Genomic DNA, 19,276 nt, shown 5'->3' on the forward strand with positions numbered 1-19,276 from the left:
CTGGTCACGCGGGTCGCGGAACGGACCCCGGCGCGGTCCACCAGATGACCATGGCGCGGGCCGCGAAACTGGACCATGGCGCGGGCCGCGAAACTGCGGGATCCTGCGAGAGGGCGCCGTTGCCCTCTAGGAGGTGCCGCATGACCGCGACCGTCCCCCCCGGCTCACCCGCGGACGCCGGAGGCGAGCAGCGCGGGCGAGCCGCAGGTGAGAAGCGGATCGTCCGGTCACCCTTCCCCCGCATCGGCGACTACGCGTTCATCTCCGACTGCCAGGTCACGGCGCTCATCGCCCCCAGCGGCAACGTCGAGTGGATGTGCCTGCCGCGGATGGACTCGCCCAGCGTCTTCGGCGCGATCCTGGACCGAGATGCGGGCGGCTTCCGACTCGGCCCGGCCGACATGCTGGTGCCGACAGCCCGCCGTTACCTCCCGGGCACGCTGATCCTGGAGACCTCGTGGGGCACGCCGAGCGGTTGGATCATCGTGCGCGACGCCCTGCTGATGGGGCCGTGGCACCACGAGACCGAGCGGGCGCACCGCTACCGCCGGGCACCCACCGACTACGACGCCGAGCATGTGCTCCTGCGGACCATCCGGTGCGTCAACGGCGAGGTCCAGCTGGCGCTCAACTGCTCGCCCGTCTTCGACTACGGCCGCCATCAGGCGATCTGGTCCTTCTACGGCGACGACTACCACTCGGCCGTCGCCGAGGGCGACGGTGGCGAGCTCAAGGTCCGCCTCACCACGGACATGCGCCTGGGCATCGAAGGGCCGCAGGCCACGGTGCGGACGCTCATGAAGGAAGGCGACACGCACTTCGCGGCCCTCTCGTGGACCCAGCACGACCCCCCTCAGACGTTCGCCGATGCCTACGGCCGGCAGGTGTGGACGGCCCACCACTGGCAGCACTGGCTGGCGCGCGGCAAGTTCCCGGACCACCCGTGGCGGACCCACCTGGAGCGCAGCGCCCTCACCCTCAAGGGGCTGAGCTACGCACCCACGGGTGCCCTGATCGCCGCGCCGACCACGTCCCTGCCCGAGACACCGAAGGGGGAACGCAACTGGGACTACCGCTACACATGGATCCGCGACTCGACGCTCGCGCTGTGGGCCCTGGACACCCTCGGGTTCGACTGGGAGGCCAGCGACTTCTTCTGGTTCATCGCGGACATCGCCGAGGCCTCCGACGGCCTGCAGATCATGTACGGCATCGACGGCGAGAAGGACCTGTCCGAGTCGACCCTCGACCACCTCACCGGGTACGACGGTGCGCGGCCGGTCCGGATCGGCAACGGCGCCTTCGACCAGAAGCAGCACGACGTCTGGGGCGCCATCCTCGACTCGGTGTGGATCCACACGAAGTCGCGCGACACCCTGGACGAGCGGCTGTGGCCCATCCTCTCCGGATTCGTCGAGGCCGCGATCGAGCACTGGCGTGAGCCGGACCGAGGAATCTGGGAGGTGCGCGGCGACCCCAAGCACTTCACCTCGTCGAAGGTCATGTGCTGGGTGGCGGCCGACCGTGGCGCCAAGCTCGCGAGCGTGCGCGAGAACTTCGAGCTGGCGCAGCGCTGGCAGGAGGCTGCGGACGAGATGCACGCCGACATCTGCACCAACGGCGTGGACGACCGGGGTGTGTTCACCCAGCACTACGACACCGATGCCCTGGACGCCTCGAACCTGCTGATGCCCCTCGTCGGCTTCCTCCCGGCGGACGACCCGCGGCTCCACGACACCGTCGTCGCCATCGCGGACGAGCTCACCGACGACGGGCTCGTGCTGCGCTATCGGGTGGAGGAGACCGACGACGGGCTGTCGGGTGAGGAGGGGACGTTCACGATCTGCTCGTTCTGGCTCGTGTCGTGCCTGGCGATCGTGGGCGAGAAGCCGCGTGCCCGCCGCCTCTGCGAGCGCCTGCTCAGCCTTGCGACACCCCTGGGCCTGTACGCGGAGGAGATCGACGCCGCGAGCGGGCGTCACCTGGGGAACTTCCCCCAGGCCTTCACCCACCTCGGACTGATCAACGCGGTGCTCAAGGTGATCGCCGCCGAGGAGGTCGAGGACGAGGAGCCCCTCTCGCCCTAGGTGGCAGCCCCCTCTCGCCCTAGGTGGCAGCCCCCTCTCGCCCTAGGGGGCGGCGGGCTCAGGAAAGGGCAATGAGCGCCCCGATCGCGAAGCCGGCGGCGGCGAGCCACAGCAGCGTCGGGAGCACGGACCAGAGACGGGGCATGGTCTCTCCTCAGGTGGTGGAGTACACGACGCCGTCACGGACGACGACGGGCACGGGCGGCAGGGGACGGGTGGCGGGGCCGGTGAGCACCGCACCGCTGGTGGCGTCGAAGCGAGTGCCGTGGCAGGGACACACGATCTCTCCGGCTGCGACAGATGACACCGGACACCCTTGATGCGTGCAGATCGCCGAGAAACCGTGGACGACGTCGTCCGTCCCACGAGTGAGGACGACCTTGTCGCCGTCGACGACCACGCCTCCACCGCTCGGCACCTCGTCGAGCCGAGCCAGCTCGCGCTCCTGGTCAGGCGCACCGGGACCGTAGGCGTTGGCCGCCGTTCCTGGGGCGGGGGGACCGGCCCGACCGGCGCGAGCCACCACGAACCCGACCACGGCAGCCACGCCCGAAACTGCTGCGCCCCGCAGCGCGGATCGACGCGAGAGCGGCGGGATCGCCACGACGACTCCTCTCAGAACAGCGGCAGGCCGGAACGGGTGAAGAACCAGAGGGCGGCACTCAGCCACGTGAGCACGAGGGAGCCGAGCACGGTGCCGCCGAGCACCGGGAGCGCCCAGCCCGGAGCCCCCTGGAGCCGCAGACCGAGCATCTTCGCGGCATACGCCCCGTAGAAGAGGCAACCGGCGACAGCGTGGAGGATCGCCCTCGGGCTGGCCACCCCGAAGCCCAGGGCCCACAGGCAGTGGAAGGCGACCGGGAGGGTGACCACGAACGCCACGCTCCCGCTCCACCGGTGGACGGGGGCGACCCAGTCCGGCGCCGCGCCCGCTCGCGGCAGGCGACCCCACATCCACAGGGCGCTGAGCAGCTGCACGACGAGGAGGGCGACCGCGAGGGTGCCCAGCCAGACCTTCATCTGGAGCATGCCCGAGAAACCCAGCGTCAACAGCGGGCGCGAGCTCGGCGTGTGCACCTTGGCGTAGGCACCCAGGGCGACGCTGACGCCGGCGCCCAGCAGCAGCGCCGCGCCGAGCCCACCTCGAGCCAGCACACCCGCGTCCCGAACGTCGTGCGACGCCATGGCGACCATGGTCCCACTCGCGGCGAAAGCATCCCTCCGCCAAACGACGGGGCCGGCTTGCCCTCAGGGGTATGCCGCGCGGTGGCCTCGCGTCGAGACGCGGGCCACCGTGCGGTTCAGTCGTTCAGTCGTTCGGTCGTTCAGCGGTCAGCGGGAGCCGCGACCAGCGGAGAAGGCAGCGATGCCGCCGCCCGAGCGGGACGGGCCCTGGGAGCTGCCCTGCCGCGAGCCCGCGCCGCGCTGCGAGGAGCCGGAGCCGCCCGACGAGCGGGAGCCCTGCGACCTCGGGGTCTCGGTGCGGTAGGACTCGGTGCTGGATGACTGCGAGCCRCCGCGACGGCCACGAGCGCTGCCGGCCGACGAGCGACCGGAGCCACCGGCGGACGTGCGACTCGAGCCACCTTGCTGGCGGGGTGCGCCGGAGCCGCCGCGACCGCGCTGCGAGCGACCGCCCCCACCGTTGCCGTTGCCCGAGTGCTCGACCACCGGGGCCGGGGTGACCAGCGCGGCCAACGGGCCGGTCAGGTCACCGATGGCGGGGTGGCCGGGGGTGACGTCGACCGCGGTCGGCTTGATGCCGGCCTGGCGCATGAGCGTGCGGGTGTCGCCGCGCTCCTCGGGGGTGCTGACGGTGACGACGACGCCCTCGGCACCGGCCCGGGCAGTGCGGCCCGAACGGTGCAGGTAGGCCTTGTGCTCGGCCGGCGGGTCGACGTGCACGACCAGGGTGACGTCATCGACGTGGATGCCGCGCGCGGCGATATCGGTGGCCACGAGCACCCGGCTGGAGCCATCGCTGAAGGCGGCGAGGTTGCGCTGACGCGCGCTCTGGGACAGGTTGCCGTGCAGGTCGACCGCGGGGATGCCCGACGCGGTGAGCTGCTTGGCAAGCTTCTTGGCGGCGTGCTTCGTGCGCGTGAAGGCGAGCGTACGGCCCTGTCCTGCAACGAGTTCGCGCACCACTGCCGGCTTGTTGTCGCGGCTGACGTTGAACAGGTGGTGCGTCATCGCGGGAACGGGCGACGCAGCGCTGTCGACGCTGTGGGTGACCGGGTTGTGCAGGTAGCGCTTGACCAGCTGGTCGATCGCATTGTCGAGCGTCGCGGAGAAGAGCAGCCGCTGGCCGTCACGCGGGGTGGCGTCGAGGAGCCGCTTCACCGCGGGCAGGAAGCCCAGGTCGGCCATGTGGTCGGCCTCGTCGAGCACGGTGACCTCGATGTCGCCCAGGCGCACGTGGCCCTGGCCGATGAGGTCCTCGAGGCGGCCCGGGGTCGCGATGACGATGTCGATGCCACGACGCAGCGCGGAGACCTGCGGGTTCTGGCCCACGCCACCGAAGATCGTCATGGTGCGCAGCTCGAGCGCGGCGGCGAGGGGGGTCACCGTCTCGGCGACCTGGATCGCCAGCTCGCGGGTCGGGACCAGCACGAGGGCACGTGGGGTGTGCGGCGCACGACGACGGCCGGACTGGGCCAGCGCGGAGACCATCGGCAGCGCGAACGCCACCGTCTTGCCGCTGCCGGTGCGGCCACGGCCGAGGACGTCGCGACCCGCGAGCGAGTCAGGGAGGGTCGCGGCCTGGATCGGGAACGGCGAGTCGATGCCGCGTTCCTTCAGGGCCGCGATGACGCGGGGGTGGATGCCGAGGTCGGCAAAGGGCACAGGAGTGTGATGGGTGGACAAAGGAAAGCCTCACAGAAGTAGGGAGTGGCCGAAGATGCTGAACCACTCACGAACCTGTGAGCTGACGGCGCCAACCAGTAGTTGGGGCGCGGAGCAGACGACCTGTGGTGCACGACGGTGCGCACGCAGTGGTTGCAACCCTACCGGGCCGGGCGTTCATTCCCGAATCGCCCGAACGGGGGACGGCCGAGGTTCAGGCCTCGGCAGGAACCTCGCGCCGGGCCAGTCGCAGCCACGTCTCGACGACGGTGTCGGGGTTGAGGGACATCGACTCGATGCCCTGGTCCATCAGCCAGTCGGCGAGCTCGGGGTGGTCCGAGGGCCCCTGGCCGCAGATCCCGACGTACTTGCCCCGGGCGCGACAGGCTTCGATCGCCATGGTGAGCATCTTCTTCACCGCGGGGTCGCGCTCGTCGAAGCCTCCGGCGACCAGGGCCGAGTCGCGGTCCAGCCCCAGGGTCAGTTGGGTGAGGTCGTTGGAACCGATGGAGAACCCGTCGAAGTGGTCCAGGAACGCGTCGGCGTTCACGGCGTTGGACGGCACCTCGCACATCATCACGACCTGCAGGTCGTTCTCGCCGCGGCGCAGACCGTTCTGCCCCAGCAGGTCGATGACCCCTTCGGCCTCGGTGATGGTGCGCACGAACGGGATCATCACCTTGACGTTGGTCAGGCCCATCTCGTCGCGCACGAGGCGCAGCGCCTCGCACTCCATGGCGAAGCACTCGGCGAAGTCGGGGGACAGGTAACGCGCGGCACCGCGGTACCCGATCATCGGGTTCTCCTCGAGGGGTTCGTACCGTTCCCCGCCGAGCATGTGGGCGTACTCGTTGGACTTGAAGTCGCTCATCCGCACGATCACCGGCTCCGGCGCGAACGCTGCCGCGAGCATGGAGACGCCCTCGGCGACGCGCTTGACGAAGTAGTCGCGCGGACCGTCGTAGGCCGCGATCAGGGCCTCGATCTCGGCACGGATGTCGGGTTCCTGGTCCTCGAGCTCGAGCAGCGCCCTGGGGTGGATGCCGATCTGGCGGTTGATGATGAACTCCAGGCGCGCGAGCCCAATTCCCTTGTGCGGCAAGCGAGAGAACTCGAAGGCTTGGTCCGGCGTGCCGACGTTCATCATGATCTTGACCGCCACGTCGGGCATGTCGTCCAGCGCCGTCTCGGTGAACGAGAACGCGCGAAGCCCCTCGTAGACGAAGCCGGTGTCGCCCTCCGCGGCTGAGACCGTGACCTCCTGGCCGTCGGACAGCGTGGTGGTCGCCGAGCCGCTGCCGACCACCGCGGGGATGCCGAGCTCGCGGGCGATGATCGCGGCGTGGCAGGTGCGGCCACCGCGGTTGGTGACGATCGCACTGGCGCGCTTCATGACCGGCTCCCAGTCGGGGTCGGTCATGTCGGCGACGAGGACCTCGCCCGGCTGGAACTCGTGCATCGACTCGGCCGAGGTGAGGATACGGACGGCGCCGGCACCGATCTTCTGGCCGATCGCGCGACCCTCGACGATGACCGGTCCGCGCTCGTCCATGCGGAACCGCTGAAGGGTCGACCCGGACTGGCGAGACTTCACCGTCTCGGGCCGGGCCTGGAGGATGTAGAGCTGTCCGTCGATGCCGTCCTTGCCCCACTCGATGTCCATGGGGCGCCCGTAGTGCTCCTCGATCTTGAGGGCGTGCACAGCGAGCTCGGTGACCTCGTCGTCGGTCAGGCTCAGCTGGGCCCGGTCGGCCTCGTCGACGGGGACGAAGTCGATCGAGCGACCCACGGCGGAGTCCTGCGTGTAGACCATCTTGGTGGCCTTGCTGCCCACGCCGCGCTTGAGGATCGCCGGTCGCCCGGCCCGCAGTGCGGGCTTGTAGACGTAGAACTCGTCCGGGTTGACGGCACCCTGAACGACCGCTTCGCCGAGGCCGTAGCTGCTCGTGATGAACACCGCGTCCGGGAATCCCGACTCGGTGTCGATGGTGAACATCACACCGGAGGAGCCGATGTCCGAGCGCACCATCCGCTGCACTCCCGCCGACAGGGCCACGACGTCGTGGTCGTAGCTGCTGTGCACCCGGTAGGCGATCGCGCGGTCGTTGTAGAGGGAGGCGAAGACCTTCTTGATGGCGAGCAGGATGTTGTCGATGCCGGTCACGTTGAGGAACGTCTCCTGCTGCCCCGCGAACGACGCGTCCGGCATGTCTTCCGCCGTGGCACTGGACCGCACGGCCCAGCTCACCTCGCCCGGGGTGCCGGCGACGAGCTCTTGGTATGCCGCGCGGATGTCGGTGTCGAGGTCCTCGGGGAAGGGCTGACCCTCGACGAGGTCACGGATCTGGGCGCCGGCCTCGGCGAGCGCCCGGGTGTCCTCGACGTCGAGGTCGGCGAGCGTCGCACTGATGCGGTCGGCCAGGCCCTCGTGGGCGAGGAAGCGACGGTAGGCATCGGCGGTCGTGGCGAAGCCGTCAGGCACTCGCACCCCTGCCTTCGACAGGTGCTGGACCATCTCGCCGAGCGAGGCGTTCTTGCCGCCCACGGACTCGACGTCCCCCAACCCGAGGTCTTTGAACCAGGAGATGTTGCCGGTCACGGCGATCCTTTCGACAGGCGGCGGGGGCCGCGGTTGGTGCTCTTCGGGAAAGTCCCGGGCATGGGTTCTGCTAGGCGAGGCTTCTGTTAGGCGAGGTTGTCCAGGCGACTGGTCTGCATGATCACCGCCGCCATCTCCTCCACCGACATCGAGGCGGAGTTGATGGCGGGGATCCGGTGCGCACGGTAGAGCGCCTCGGCCCGGCGCAGCTCGAAGCTGCACTGGGCGAGACTGGCATACGTCGAGCCCGGCCTGCGCTCGCCCCTGACCTGGCTGAGCCGCGCCGGGGTGGAGAGCAGTCCGTAACACCGGTCCACGAGGCCACGGATGGGACGGGGTATGCCGCCCGCGTCGAAGTCCTCGTCGACCAGGGGGTAGTTCGCGACCTTGAGGCCGTGCTGGAGGGCGAGGTACATCGAGGTCGGCGTCTTGCCGCATCGCGACGGCGCCACGAGGATCAGGTCCGCCTGCTCGAGGTTGCGCAGGCTCGCCCCGTCGTCGTGCTCCATGGCGAACTCGATGGCCTTCATCCGGGCGTCGTAGCGCCCCTTGTCACCGACGCCGTGCAACGCCCCGACACCGTGCGTGGCGTTGACGTGCAGCACCCGCTCGACGGTGTCGAGGTGGGAGCCGAACAGGTCGATGAAGGCGCACTTCGTCGTCTGCAGCTCGGCCCGGATGTCCTCGGCCGAGACCGTCGAGAACACCAGGGGGACCACCGAGTGGGTCACCGCGGCGTCCAGCTCCAGGACGACCTGTTGCGCCTGCTCCACCGTCGTGATGAACGGGATCTTGCGTCGGGTGAAGGTGACCGAGGGGAACTGCTGCAGCATCATGTTGCCCAGCGTCTCGGCCGAGATCCCGGTGCCGCCGGCGACGAAGAACACCGGGGTGGGCACGACTGGCTCGACTGACTCCGGGATCACGCCCCCACCGTTCCACGTGGCGCACCGTTTGCCCAGCCGCGAACCCAGCCCGGGCACCGTCGTCCGGCCTGAGACGGCTTCGGCGACATCCGCGCGAGGTGTTGACCTGCGCGGATGTCGCCGAGGACTGACTGGCGGTGGCGGTGGGATTTGAACCCACGGTGGAGTCTCCCCCACACACGCTTTCGAGGCGTGCTCCTTAGGCCGCTCGGACACGCCACCGCGGAGCAGGTTACTAGAGCAGGTGACCGCGACGAAATCGCCTCGAGACCGCCTGCCAGCCGCCCGCCGAACGGGCGCACGCGGCATACCCAGGGGTTGTCGGGGGAATGCACAGGGTCCCCCGGCACTTGTCACCCGAGATGACCTCCACGACCACGAGCACCGCTGGAGTGGGCCTGCGCTCGGACCGCGCGCCGATCCTGCTGGCCCTGATGGTCTCGACCGGGCTCATCGCCATGGACGCGACCATCCTCGCCACGGCGGTGCCCTCGGTCGTGCGCGACCTCGGCGGCTTCTCGCAGTTCCCCTGGCTGTTCTCGGTCTACCTGCTGGCGCAGGCCGTGTCGGTGCCCATCTACGCCAAGCTCGCCGACATCGTGGGGCGCAAGCCGCTCATGCTGTTCGGGATCGGTCTGTTCCTCGCGGGTTCGGTGCTGTGTGGCTTCGCCTGGAGCATGACCTCGCTCATCGTCTTCCGCGCGGTCCAGGGACTGGGCGCCGGAGCGGTGCAGCCGATGGCCATCACGATCGCAGGCGACATCTACACGGTCGCCGAGCGCGCCAAGGCCCAGGGCTACATCGCCAGCGTGTGGGCGGTCGCGTCGGTCGTCGGGCCGACCCTCGGCGGGATCTTCTCCCAGCTCGGGATCTGGCGCTGGATCTTCTTCGTCAACGTGCCACTCTGCCTGCTCGCCGGCACCCTCATCGCCCGCAACTTCCACGAGCGGGTCGAACGCCGGCAACACCGGATCGACTACCTCGGTGCGGGACTGCTGACGGTCGCCATGTCGCTGCTCATCCTCGGCATCCTCGAGGGCGGCCAGGCCTGGTCGTGGTCCTCGCCCACGAGCATCGCCGTGCTGGGCGGCGGGTCGGTGCTGCTGCTCGCCTTCCTGCTGGTCGAGCGCCGGGCCGCCGAGCCCGTGCTGCCGCTGTGGGTGCTGAGCCGCCGGCTGCTCGCCACGACCACGATGCTGGCGCTGGGCGTCGGCGTCATCCTCATCGGCCTGACGTCGTTCGTCCCGACCTACCTGGAGAACTCGCTCGGCGTCGACCCTCTCGTCGGCGGTCTCGCCCTGGCGGCCCTGACCATCGGCTGGCCCATCGCGGCCACCCTGTCCGGACGCCTGCTCTACCTCCGGTTCGGCTTCCGGCCGGCGATCCTCGTCGGGATGGCGCTCGTCGTCCTCGGCACCGGGACGCTCGCCGCGCTCTCGCAGCACCCTTCGGTGGTCGTGGTCGCGGTGACCTGTTTCGTCACCGGCCTCGGCATGGGACTCGTCGCGAGTCCGTCGCTCATCGCGGCGCAGGCCAGCGTGGAGTGGCAGGAGCGCGGGGTGGCGACCGGCACCAACTTGTTCGCCCGGTCGATCGGCAGCGCGCTCGGCGCGGCGGTGCTGGGCGCGGTCGCGAACGGCGTCATCGCCCGCTCGGGACACCCCGAGACCGACCCGGGCACCGCGACCGACGCCGGCTCTGCGGTCTTCGTCGGCGTCCTGGTGGCAGCCCTCGTGACGGTGGTAGCCGCGCTCGTCATGCCCAGAGCCACCGCCGACTCCGCGCCAGCCGCCCCCGCTGCCGATTCGATGTAAAACCGCCGGGGATCACCGGCGGTTTTACATCGAATGCGCGTGGGCGCGGTGTCGTCGCACTGCCCACACCGTGATCGCGACCACCACGATGATGCCGACCACCCCGGCTGCGCCGCGACCGAGCCACTTCTCCACCCGGTGGTAGGACTCGCCCGCGAGATAGCCAGCCGTGACCGCCGTGGCGCCCCAGGCGATCCCACCGATCGCGTTCCACGGCAGGAAGACGCGGTACTTCATTCCGGACAGCCCCGCGAGCGCCGGCATGACGGCCCGGAAGAACGCCGTCCACCGACCGAGGAACACCGCCGACCCACCCCGGCGCCGCAGGAAGTCCTGTGCCGACTCGAGCCGCTCCTGTCGCCTCTCCAGGATCTTCAGACCCATCACGCGCGGCCCGAACAGCCTGCCGATCTCATAGCCCACCGAGTCGCCGATGACCGCCGCGAGGATGACGACCACGAGCACCCAGGCCAGCGACGTGTGACCCAGGCTGGCGGTCACGCCGCCGATGATGGCCAGCGTCTCTCCCGGCAGCACGAACCCCACGAACAGCGCGTCCTCGGCGAACACCACCAGCGCCACTATGAGGTAGACCAGCCACGGTGGTGCCCCGAGCACCTGGTTGACCAGGTCGTTGATGATCCCGCTCACGCCCCTGCTTCCTGTTCGCCCTGAGGGGCCGACATCCGGCCAGCCGCGCGCTGCTCCTCGAAGAATGACAGCAGCACCTGAGAGCACTCTGACTCCCGCACGCCGCCGATCACCTCGACGCGGTGGGTCGCCCGGCGGTCGCGGACCAGGTCCCACACCGAGCCCGTCGCACCCAGCTTGGGATCCCAGGCGCCGAGCACCAGCCGCGAGATCCGCGACAGCATCAGGGCCCCGGCGCACATCGGGCACGGCTCGAGCGTGACCACGAGGGTGCAGTCCTCCAGCCGCCACTCCCCCAGCGAGCGCGCCGCTGCGCGCAGCGCGACCACCTCGGCGTGCGCCGTCGGGTCACCCTCGACCTCGCGCAGGTTGCGGCCCTCACCGACCACCTCTCCCGACGGCGAGACCACGACGGCGCCCACCGGCACGTCCCCGTCCCGAGCCGCAGCAGCGGCGAGGTCCAGCGCCAAACCCATCCACGCGGCATACCGCTCGTCGACTGCTGGTCCACCGCTCGGAGTCACGCGCTAAGTTTCGCCTATGCGCGTCCACGTTGCCGACCACCCGCTCATCACGCACAAGCTGACCTATCTGCGCGACAAGCGCACGGACAGCCCGACGTTCCGGCGGCTGGCCGAGGAGCTGGTGACGCTGCTGGCCTACGAAGCGACCCGCGACGTGCGGGTGGAGCCGTTCGAGATCGAGACCCCGGTCGCGCCGACCACGGGCATCAAGCTGTCCAACCCCAAGCCGCTCATCGTGCCGATCCTGCGCGCCGGCCTGGGCATGCTCGAGGGCATGGTGCGCCTGCTGCCGAGCGCCGAGGTGGGATTCCTGGGCATGCAGCGCAACGAGGAGACGCTCGAGGCCATCACCTACGCCAACCGCCTCCCCGACGACCTCAGCGGTCGGCAGTGCTACGTCATCGACCCCATGCTCGCCACCGGCGGCACCCTCGTCGACGCCATCCGCTACCTCGCCGACCGGGGTGCCGACGACATCACGGCGGTCACGCTGCTGGCCGCGCCCGAGGGTGTGAAGCACGTCGAGGAGGCCCTGGCCGACCTCACCATCCCGATCACGATCGTCACCGGCGCGATGGACGAGCGGCTCAACGACAAGGGCTACATCGTGCCCGGCCTCGGCGACGCGGGCGACCGCCTCTACGGCGTCGTCTGACCTTCCCGCCTCCGCGCGGGGCCGCGCCCCCGGACGACCAAACCCATCGTGTATGCCGCGTGGCCGGCTCCTCCGGCGGCGCGCCTCTGCGGTTCGGGGCGCCATCTGGTGCAGGCTGGACGGCGAGGTGTGCCTTTTGGCGTGCCCACCGACGACCGATCAAGGAGATTGACATGCAGCGCGTGAAGAAGATCCTGCTGTGGGTCCTCGTCGCGTTTGCCGCCTACGCGATCTTCACCTCCCCGGACCAGGCAGCCGACATCGTCAGGACGTCCGCCTCGATCATGGGTGACGGCGTGAAGAACATCGGAAACTTCTTCGACGCACTGCTCGGCCGGTAGCAGGCAGGGCCTGATGGCCGCCACAGACCGGCGCCACGAGGAGCTCGACCGCTACCTGTTGGACGGCGAGCGCCTCGTCACTGCGGTCCACCAGCACTGGGGCAAGGTCGCCGAACCTGTCGGCTCAGCCGTCGTGGGGTGCGTCTTCGCGTTCTGGGTGGACGCCCGCATCGACCCCGCCCTGGGGTTCCTGAGCACGGCGGTGTGGTGGGCGTGGTTCGCGGTCGTCGCAAGGATGGCCTACAAGCTGGCGGAGTGGCGGCACGACTGGTTCGTGGCCACCGACAAGCGACTGCTCCTGTTCTACGGCTTCATCACCCGCAAGGTGTCGATGATGCCGCTGATGAAGGTCACCGACATGTCCTACGAGCGGTCCGTGCCGGGGCGGATCCTGGGCTACGGCCGCTTCGTCATGGAGTCGGCCGGCCAGGACCAGGCGCTGCGCGAGGTCAACTGGGTGCCCCAGCCCGATGGGCACTACCGCGCCATCTGCGCGGAGATCTTCGGTGTCGCCGACCACGCCCGACTCGACGACGACGGGTACGGCCAGTACGGCGAGTACGGCGGCGGCGTGCACGACGGCGGCGTGCACGGCGGCGAGCGCCGGTGGGATGACGACCGGCCGCCACCACCCGGCATACCTGATCCATATGCTGGCTGGGACGACCCGCGACACTCGCCGGGGAAACCCGCCCCGGCCTCGGACGATCCGCAGGATTCGCTGTATCGCAGCCCTGACCTGAGGGCGCGGGACCGCTCCGCGGAGACGGGGCCGATCCCGATCCGACCTCGACGCGACCGGGACGACGACTGACGGTCGGTGACACCCTCCAGAGGGCGCGGTCGGGAACGCGCCGCTAGCGTGTCCCGGACCGGGCCGCGCGAGCGGCGAACCGTCCGAGCCGGGAGGCGATGCGATGTCCGTCATGAGGACCAAGTCGATCGAGCAGTCGATCCGCGAGACCGACGAGCCGGAGTACCAGCTCAAGAAGAAGCTGACTGCCCTCGACCTCACCGTCTTCGGGATCGGCGTGATCATCGGCGCCGGCATCTTCACGCTGACGGGTCGGGCGGCCGCTGACTACGCGGGACCGTCCATCGCGATCTCGTTCGTCATCGCCGCCATCTGCTGCGCGCTGGCCGCGCTCTGCTACGCCGAGTTCGCCTCCACGGTGCCGGTGTCCGGGTCGGCCTACACGTTCTCCTACGCCTCCCTCGGCGAGCTGGTCGCGTGGATCATCGGCTGGGACCTGCTGCTTGAACTGATGCTCGGCGCCAGCGTCGTGGCCCAGGGTTGGTCGCAGTACGCCACCCTGCTCCTCGACAAGCTCGGCTTCACCGTGCCCGCGAGCCTGGCTCCGGGGTCGCACTTCGACCTGTTGGCCTTCGTCCTGGTCATCGCGCTCACTGCCCTGATCTCCATCGGCATCAAGGAGTCGCTGCGCGTCAACCTCGTCCTCGTGGGCGTCAAGCTGTTCATCGTCCTGTTCGTGATCATCGCCGGGATCGGCTACATCAAGTCGGCCAACTACTCGCCGTTCATCCCGCCGTCGGTGTCCGGCAAGGCGTCCGAGGGCATCCACGCCCCGCTCATCCAGGTGCTCTTCGGGGTCACTCCGTCTACCTTCGGCATCGCGGGTATCGTCGCCGGCGCCTCGATCGTCTTCTTCGCCTACATCGGCTTCGACGTCGTGGCGACGACCGCTGAAGAAGCCAAGAACCCCCAGCGCGACCTCCCGATCGGCATCATCGCCTCGCTGGTCATCTGCACGGTCCTCTACGTCGCCACGACGCTCGTGATCACGGGCATGGTCAAGTACACCGAGATCGACCCCAAGGCGGCACTGGCCTCGGCGTTCGAGTCGGTCGGCAAACCCGGGTTCGCCACGATGATCGCGGCCGGAGCGGTGGCCGGACTGATGACCGTCGTCATGACGCTGATCATCGGAGCCACCCGGGTCACGTTCGCCATGTCGCGCGACTGGCTGCTGCCGCCGGCGCTGGGTCGGACGAACCCCAGGACCGGCACCCCCGTGCGCCTGACGGTCATGATCGGCGTCGCGATCGCGCTCATCGCGAGCCTGACCCCCATCGGCAAGCTCGAGGAGATGGTCAACATCGGAACGCTCTCGGCGTTCGCCCTGGTGTCGATCGCGGTCCCCGTCCTGCGCAGCCGCCGACCCGACCTCAAGCGGTCCTTCACCGTGCCGTTCTCACCGGTGTTGCCCATTCTGGCCGCCCTGATCAGCGTCTACCTGATGCTCAACCTGTCCGTGGAGACGTGGTTGCGGTTCATCGTCTGGATGGCGCTGGGCTTCCTCATCTACTTCACCTACGGCGTGCGCAACAGCCGACTGTCGGGCAAGGCCAAGAAAGGTCAGCTCCCGAGCATGACGAGCACCTGAGTCGCGCCCGCTGATCTGTGGAAACTGGTGCTCCTGGCCGCGTCACTATCGCGGATGACCGACGTCTTCATGGGAGACCGACCATTGTGACGATGCCGGTCAGGAACGGCGGGCGGCACCCGCAAACCCGCCCGCCGTTCCCTCTACGCCACACCGTGCGCGCCGCGTGCCGCACGGGGCGTCACGATTTCGGGCGCAGTCGCGTCTCCAAGGGTGACCAACCATTGGGGGGAATGGTCGGTCATCCAGAAACGGCGGGCGGCACCGCACCCCCGCAACCCCGCCGCCCGCCGTTTCGCCATTCCGCGGCGATCTCCGCCCGCGACAACGGGCTGGGAGCGTGGTGCAGGGAGGAGCATGGTTGGCGACGGCCGCTGGGCACCGCGACTGGTTGCAGGCCAGGAGGTATGCCGCCGCCTTGCAGTCATCCAGGCCCCTCCCGGTCCTCGATGGGTTGCCGATGCGACTCTCCCCCCACGAGACCGCCACCATGCGCACGATCGCGACCTACGAACGCCTGTACCCGGCCCAGCCCACCCACCAGTGGGGAGACAGGCACAGCGCCGCCGTCGTGGCCACGACCGACCGGCTGCTGGTCAACCACCGCCTCCGCGGCTGGATCTCCTTCTGGTTCACCGACCTCGCCGTCCTCGAGGTCACGCTGGACGACACCCCGTGGCGGATCGACATCCTCTGGCGCAGCGCTGACGAGCCGCTGCGGCTGAGCGGGACCACCGGACCACTGCTCGCCGTCCACGTCGCGGCCTACACCAACGAGGCGCGGTGGACGCAGCTGCCCGAGCTCCAACCACTCCTGGACCCCCGACAGGACTGGACCTAGGGCTGACGGCGACCGGACGGCATACTCGCGCCATGAGGCTTTCGGTCGTCCTCGACGGACGTGACCTGTCCCTGCTCGTGCCGTTCTGGACGGCAGCGCTCGGCTACGACGCGGTGTTCTCGCTGCCCGAGTTCGAGGTGTTGCGGCCTCGCGAAGGTGAGCCACCCGGCCCCGTCTTCATCCTCCAGCGGGTGCCGGAGGAGAAGGCCGGCAAGAACCGCATGCACGTCGACGTCCACCCGCCGCTCGAGCTCGGAGTGCCCGGACTGGTCGAACGGCTGGAGGCCTTGGGCGGCAGGCGGATCGGCGAGCCAGTGACCGACCTGCTGGAGGCCATCGACAGCTGGTGGCAGGTGATGGCAGACCCCGAGGGCAACGAGTTCTGCGTCGTCGCCGACCAGGGCCACCCGCCGCCTGCCTGATCGTGGACCCCGCGAGTTTGAAGGCTTTGCCGCGTCTGGACCCGGCAGACCCTTCAAACTCGCCTGGGCGCCGAGGTCAGAGGGCCTTGATGATGTCCTCGACGCGCTCCTTGGCATCCCCGAAGAGCATCTGGCTGTTCTCCTTGAAGAACAACGGGTTCTGCACTCCCGCGTAGCCGGTCGCCATCGACCGCTTGAAGACGACGACGTTGCGCGCCTTCCAGACCTCGAGCACCGGCATGCCCGCGATCGGGCTGGTGGGGTCTTCGGCGGCCGAGGGGTTGACGGTGTCGTTGGCGCCGATGACCAGGACGACGTCGGTGTCGGCCAGGTCGCCGTTGATCTCGTCCATCTCGAGGACGATGTCGTAGGGGACCTTGGCCTCGGCGAGCAGCACGTTCATGTGACCGGGCAGCCGGCCGGCGACGGGGTGGATGCCGAACCGGACGTTGACGCCCTTCTTCCGCAGCTGGCTGGTGAGCTCGGCCACGGGGTACTGCGCCTGCGCGACGGCCATGCCGTATCCGGGGGTGATGACGACGGTCGAGGCGTCGCGCAGCAGCTCTGCGACGTCGGCGGCGATCGTCTCGCGGTGCTCGCCGTAGTCCTTGTGGTCCCCGACGGACACCTCTTGGCCGAATCCGCCTGCAATCACTGAGAAGAAGGACCGGTTCATGGCCTTGCACATGATGTAGGACAGGATCGCACCGGAGGACCCGACGAGCGCACCGGTCACGATGAGCAGGTCGTTGCCGAGCATGAAGCCCGCCGCAGCAGCCGCCCAGCCGGAGTAGCTGTTGAGCATCGACACCACGACCGGCATGTCGCCGCCGCCGATCGAGGCGACGAGGTGCCAGCCAAAGGCCAGCGCAATCACCGTCATGAGCAGCAGCGGGACGACCGAGTGCGACTGCACGAACCACAGGAGCAGTCCCGCCGACACGACGAGGGCCGCGAGGTTGAGCCAGTGTCGCGCGGGCAGCATCAGCGGTGAGGACTTGATGCGTGCACTCAGCTTGAGGAAGGCCACGATCGACCCGGTGAAGGTCACCGCGCCGATGAACACGCCCAGGAAGACCTCGACGAGGTGCAGCTTGTCGTCGGTGCCTGCATCGCGGGACTCGAGGTAGGAGCTGTAGCCGACCAGCACCGCAGCCAGACCCACGAAGCTGTGCAGCATCGCGACGAGCTCTGGCATCTGGGTCATCTCGACGACCCGCGCCCGCCACAGCCCGATCGTCGCGCCCACGGCCATGGCCGCAGCGATCAGCACAAGGGTGAGGAGCCCGTGCTCAGCCCGATCGACGGAGAGCCAGATCGTGGCGGCCAGCGCGAGGACCATACCGGCGACGCCGAAAGCGTTGCCCTCCTTGGCCCTCTCGTGCTTCGAGAGCCCCGCGAGGGAGAGCACGAAGAGAACAGCGGAGATGATGTATGCCGCCTGGACGAGATTGGTGGTGACGTTGCCGCTCATACCGGTTCAGTCCTTCCTGAACATCTGGAGCATGCGGCCGGTCACGGCGAAGCCACCGAAGATGTTGATGCTGGCCACCAGGGTGGCGGCGAAGGCGAGCGCCTGGATCAGCGCGTTGGAGCTGCCGAGCTGGAGCACGCCGCCGACGAGGATGATGCCGCTGATCGCGTTGGTCTCGGCCATCAGCGGGGTGTGCAGGGCATGGGCGACATTGGAGATGACGTAGAAGCCGACGATGACAGCCAGGGCGAACACGGTGAAGTGACCGAGGAAGACAGCCGGCGAGTCCGCGGCGACCAGGCCGAAGAGCACGGCGCCGAGGGCCATCGCCGCGTACTTGCGGCGCGGGTCCCGGGGCTTCGGTGCGGGCTTGGGCACGGCGGCCACGGGCGCCGCGGCAGCAGGTGCGGCGCTCACCTGGACGGGAGGTGGGGGCCACAGGGTCTGGCCGTCACGGCATACGGTCATGCCGCGCTGGACCACGTCGTCGAGGTCGAGGACGACGCGCCCGTCCTTGCCCGGCGTGAGCAGCTTGAGCAGGTTCACGAGGTTGGTGCCGAACAGCTGGCTGGCCTGGGTGGGGAGGCGGCCGGGCAGGTCGGTGTAGCCGATGAGCTTGACGCCGTTGGCGCTGGTGACGATCTCGTCGGCCACGGAGCCGGCGACGTTGCCGCCGTTGGACGCGGCCATGTCGACGACGACCGAGCCGGGCTTCATCGAGGCCACCATCTCCTCGGTGATGAGGCGTGGTGCCGGCTTGCCGGGGATGAGCGCGGTGGTGATGACGATGTCGACGTCCTTGGCCTGCTCGGCGTAGAGCTCGGCGGCCTTGCGGTTGAAGTCATCGCCCATCTCCTTGGCGTAGCCGGTGGCCGAGGGTCCTTCGTCGTCGACCGCGATCCGCAGGAACTCGGCCCCCATCGACTCGACCTGCTCGCCGACCTCGGACCTGGCGTCGAAGGCCCGCACGATCGCGCCCAGGCTGCTGGCCGTGCCGATCGCGGCGAGACCGGCCACCCCGGCGCCCACGACCAGCACCTTGGCGGGCGGGACCTTGCCGGCCGCGGTGACCTGGCCGGTGAACAGCGAGCCGAACTCGTGGGCGGCCTCGATCACGGCGCGGTAGCCGCCGATGTTGGCCATCGACGAGAGCACGTCGAGCGACTGGGCGCGGGAGATGCGGGGCACCGCGTCCATCGCGAGCGCCGTCACGCCAGCGGTCGTCAGCTTGTCCACCAGGTCGGGGTTGAGGGCCGGCGAGATGAGCGAGGCGAACAGCGAGCCGGGGCGCAGCCTGCCGATCTCCTCGTCCGTGGGGCCGTTGACCTTCAGCACGACGTCACTCGTCCACGCATCTGAGCCACTGACCGCCGAGCCACTGACCGCCGAGCCGTCGACCACCGAAGCCCCGGCCGCGGCATACGCGTCGTCGGAGAAGGACGACCGCGCGCCCGCGCCTGCCTCGACCACCACCTCGTAGCCCAGCCCGATCAGCTGGCCCACGGTCTTGGGCGTGGCGGCGACCCGGGTCTCGCCCGGCTTGGACTCTGCTGGAACACCGATCCGCACTACTGCTCCCGTCATTGGAAGGCCCTGGAACCTGGCGCGACACACGCTGACGCGCCGCGCGACGTCGCCAAACCTATTGGCTGGACCACTGCAATGGCGCTGCAACGTGACGACAGTCGCG

At 69.4% G+C, this 19,276-nt stretch carries 17 protein-coding genes and 1 tRNA gene; 8 read left to right on the forward strand and 10 right to left on the reverse strand.

Annotation, left to right across the window (positions count from 1 at the left end; translation table 11 throughout):
* Positions 1 to 140: 140 nt before the first annotated feature.
* Positions 141 to 2,087, forward strand: coding sequence for a glycoside hydrolase family 15 protein (locus AC1DVZ_RS05495; protein ID WP_477617172.1), 1,947 nt, complete (start codon positions 141 to 143; stop codon positions 2,085 to 2,087).
* A gap of 154 nt (positions 2,088 to 2,241) precedes the next feature.
* Here AC1DVZ_RS05495 and AC1DVZ_RS05500 read toward each other — a convergent pair whose 3' ends face one another.
* The 6 genes from AC1DVZ_RS05500 to AC1DVZ_RS05525 all read right to left on the reverse strand — a co-directional run bounded on the left by AC1DVZ_RS05500 (position 2,242) and on the right by AC1DVZ_RS05525 (position 8,681).
* Positions 2,242 to 2,691, reverse strand: a complete 450-nt coding sequence (locus tag AC1DVZ_RS05500; protein ID WP_477617173.1) for a Rieske (2Fe-2S) protein — start codon at positions 2,689 to 2,691, stop codon at positions 2,242 to 2,244.
* Positions 2,692 to 2,702: 11 nt separating this feature from the next.
* Entirely contained in the window at positions 2,703 to 3,272 is a 570-nt protein-coding gene (locus AC1DVZ_RS05505; protein ID WP_477617174.1) for a DUF6529 family protein, read from the reverse strand.
* Positions 3,273 to 3,419: 147 nt separating this feature from the next.
* Complete coding sequence (locus AC1DVZ_RS05510; RefSeq protein WP_477617175.1) at positions 3,420 to 4,934, reverse strand: DEAD/DEAH box helicase; 1,515 nt, start codon at positions 4,932 to 4,934, stop codon at positions 3,420 to 3,422.
* A gap of 214 nt (positions 4,935 to 5,148) precedes the next feature.
* A complete protein-coding gene (gene ppsA, locus AC1DVZ_RS05515) occupies positions 5,149 to 7,533 on the reverse strand; it encodes a phosphoenolpyruvate synthase (RefSeq protein WP_477617176.1) in 2,385 nt (794 codons plus the stop codon).
* A gap of 86 nt (positions 7,534 to 7,619) precedes the next feature.
* Positions 7,620 to 8,459 (reverse strand): pyruvate, water dikinase regulatory protein, encoded by an 840-nt coding sequence (locus AC1DVZ_RS05520; protein WP_477617177.1) that lies wholly within the window; start codon positions 8,457 to 8,459, stop codon positions 7,620 to 7,622.
* 132 nt (positions 8,460 to 8,591) lie between these two features.
* Positions 8,592 to 8,681 (reverse strand) — tRNA-Ser (locus AC1DVZ_RS05525).
* Positions 8,682 to 8,821: 140 nt separating this feature from the next.
* On the opposite strand from AC1DVZ_RS05525, the gene AC1DVZ_RS05530 reads away from it, so the two are divergent.
* On the forward strand, positions 8,822 to 10,273 hold the full coding sequence (locus tag AC1DVZ_RS05530) for an MDR family MFS transporter (protein WP_477617178.1): 1,452 nt from the start codon (positions 8,822 to 8,824) through the stop codon (positions 10,271 to 10,273).
* A 24-nt stretch (positions 10,274 to 10,297) separates the two neighbouring features.
* Here the strand turns inward: AC1DVZ_RS05530 and AC1DVZ_RS05535 are convergent, their stop codons facing one another.
* Entirely contained in the window at positions 10,298 to 10,924 is a 627-nt protein-coding gene (locus AC1DVZ_RS05535; protein WP_477617179.1) for a DedA family protein, read from the reverse strand.
* Positions 10,921 to 11,400 (reverse strand): nucleoside deaminase, encoded by a 480-nt coding sequence (locus AC1DVZ_RS05540; RefSeq protein ID WP_477617190.1) that lies wholly within the window; start codon positions 11,398 to 11,400, stop codon positions 10,921 to 10,923. The genes AC1DVZ_RS05535 and AC1DVZ_RS05540 overlap by 4 nt, the downstream gene beginning before the upstream one ends.
* Positions 11,401 to 11,464: 64 nt before the next feature.
* Between AC1DVZ_RS05540 and upp the strand changes: the two genes are divergently transcribed.
* The 6 genes from upp (at position 11,465) to AC1DVZ_RS05570 (ending at position 16,112) form a co-directional block, all read left to right on the forward strand.
* Positions 11,465 to 12,103: a uracil phosphoribosyltransferase gene (gene upp, locus AC1DVZ_RS05545; protein ID WP_477614495.1), complete on the forward strand. Its 639-nt coding sequence runs from the start codon at positions 11,465 to 11,467 to the stop codon at positions 12,101 to 12,103.
* Positions 12,104 to 12,276: 173 nt separating this feature from the next.
* Positions 12,277 to 12,444, forward strand: coding sequence for a hypothetical protein (locus AC1DVZ_RS05550; RefSeq protein WP_477617180.1), 168 nt, complete (start codon positions 12,277 to 12,279; stop codon positions 12,442 to 12,444).
* Positions 12,445 to 12,457: 13 nt separating this feature from the next.
* The gene (locus AC1DVZ_RS05555) at positions 12,458 to 13,258 is read left to right on the forward strand and encodes a PH domain-containing protein (RefSeq protein ID WP_477617181.1); all 801 of its coding nucleotides are present in this window, start codon (positions 12,458 to 12,460) and stop codon (positions 13,256 to 13,258) included.
* 103 nt (positions 13,259 to 13,361) lie between these two features.
* A complete protein-coding gene (locus tag AC1DVZ_RS05560) occupies positions 13,362 to 14,849 on the forward strand; it encodes an amino acid permease (protein ID WP_477617182.1) in 1,488 nt (495 codons plus the stop codon).
* A gap of 460 nt (positions 14,850 to 15,309) precedes the next feature.
* Positions 15,310 to 15,690, forward strand: coding sequence for a hypothetical protein (locus AC1DVZ_RS05565; RefSeq protein ID WP_477617183.1), 381 nt, complete (start codon positions 15,310 to 15,312; stop codon positions 15,688 to 15,690).
* 32 nt (positions 15,691 to 15,722) lie between these two features.
* Positions 15,723 to 16,112: a VOC family protein gene (locus tag AC1DVZ_RS05570; RefSeq protein ID WP_477617184.1), complete on the forward strand. Its 390-nt coding sequence runs from the start codon at positions 15,723 to 15,725 to the stop codon at positions 16,110 to 16,112.
* A 76-nt stretch (positions 16,113 to 16,188) separates the two neighbouring features.
* On the opposite strand, the gene pntB is transcribed toward AC1DVZ_RS05570, so the two are convergent.
* Positions 16,189 to 17,586: a Re/Si-specific NAD(P)(+) transhydrogenase subunit beta gene (gene pntB, locus AC1DVZ_RS05575; protein ID WP_477617185.1), complete on the reverse strand. Its 1,398-nt coding sequence runs from the start codon at positions 17,584 to 17,586 to the stop codon at positions 16,189 to 16,191.
* A 6-nt stretch (positions 17,587 to 17,592) separates the two neighbouring features.
* A complete protein-coding gene (locus tag AC1DVZ_RS05580) occupies positions 17,593 to 19,170 on the reverse strand; it encodes a Re/Si-specific NAD(P)(+) transhydrogenase subunit alpha (protein WP_477617186.1) in 1,578 nt (525 codons plus the stop codon).
* Between the last annotated feature and the right edge of the window lie 106 nt (positions 19,171 to 19,276).

The sequence above is a fragment of the Pedococcus sp. P2_E5 genome, assembly GCF_056403895.1.

Bases quoted from the DNA above. Each gene is read 5' to 3' on its own strand.
- AC1DVZ_RS05580 (WP_477617186.1), bottom strand. From the start codon at position 19,170: ATGACGGGAGCAGTAGTGCGGATCGGTGTTCCAGCAGAGTCCAAGCCG.
- AC1DVZ_RS05505 (WP_477617174.1), bottom strand. From the start codon at position 3,272: ATGGCGTCGCACGACGTTCGGGACGCGGGTGTGCTGGCTCGAGGTGGG.
- pntB (WP_477617185.1), bottom strand. From the start codon at position 17,586: ATGAGCGGCAACGTCACCACCAATCTCGTCCAGGCGGCATACATCATC.
- AC1DVZ_RS05530 (WP_477617178.1), top strand. From the start codon at position 8,822: ATGACCTCCACGACCACGAGCACCGCTGGAGTGGGCCTGCGCTCGGAC.
- AC1DVZ_RS05540 (WP_477617190.1), bottom strand. From the start codon at position 11,400: ATGGGTTTGGCGCTGGACCTCGCCGCTGCTGCGGCTCGGGACGGGGAC.
- AC1DVZ_RS05560 (WP_477617182.1), top strand. From the start codon at position 13,362: ATGTCCGTCATGAGGACCAAGTCGATCGAGCAGTCGATCCGCGAGACC.
- AC1DVZ_RS05565 (WP_477617183.1), top strand. From the start codon at position 15,310: ATGCGACTCTCCCCCCACGAGACCGCCACCATGCGCACGATCGCGACC.
- AC1DVZ_RS05555 (WP_477617181.1), top strand. From the start codon at position 12,458: ATGGCCGCCACAGACCGGCGCCACGAGGAGCTCGACCGCTACCTGTTG.
- AC1DVZ_RS05495 (WP_477617172.1), top strand. From the start codon at position 141: ATGACCGCGACCGTCCCCCCCGGCTCACCCGCGGACGCCGGAGGCGAG.
- upp (WP_477614495.1), top strand. From the start codon at position 11,465: ATGCGCGTCCACGTTGCCGACCACCCGCTCATCACGCACAAGCTGACC.
- AC1DVZ_RS05570 (WP_477617184.1), top strand. From the start codon at position 15,723: ATGAGGCTTTCGGTCGTCCTCGACGGACGTGACCTGTCCCTGCTCGTG.
- AC1DVZ_RS05550 (WP_477617180.1), top strand. From the start codon at position 12,277: ATGCAGCGCGTGAAGAAGATCCTGCTGTGGGTCCTCGTCGCGTTTGCC.